We start from the raw sequence: 261 nt of genomic DNA on the forward strand, positions 1-261 counted from the left end.
GTGGTGTGCGTGATGCGCATAACATCGCCTGGAAACTTGTGGCGGTACTCCGGGGACAAATGGCGAAAAGCGCCCTCGAGACCTATGAAAGCGAACGCCGCGATCATGCCTGGGCGCTGATCAAGCTGGCGCTGAATCTCGGGGTGGTCATGGCGCCGGCTTCAGCCTTGCGCGCCAAACTCATTACCAGCACCTTCCGCGTGATCGGGCTGATCCCGCCTCTGCGCGATTACTTTCTGCAAATGAAGTTTAAACCAAAGC

At 57.9% G+C, this 261-nt stretch carries 1 protein-coding gene; it reads left to right on the top strand.

Going from position 1 to position 261, the window contains the following annotated elements; all coding sequences use genetic code 11:
• Positions 1 to 261, top strand: a 261-nt coding sequence (locus AAEZ09_RS28595) for an FAD-dependent monooxygenase (RefSeq protein ID WP_350601711.1), incomplete at both ends; no start/stop codon positions are given.

It is taken from the genome of Pseudomonas sp. 65/3-MNA-CIBAN-0223, from assembly GCF_040310425.1.
Taxonomy (GTDB): domain Bacteria; phylum Pseudomonadota; class Gammaproteobacteria; order Pseudomonadales; family Pseudomonadaceae; genus Aquipseudomonas; species Aquipseudomonas gregormendelii.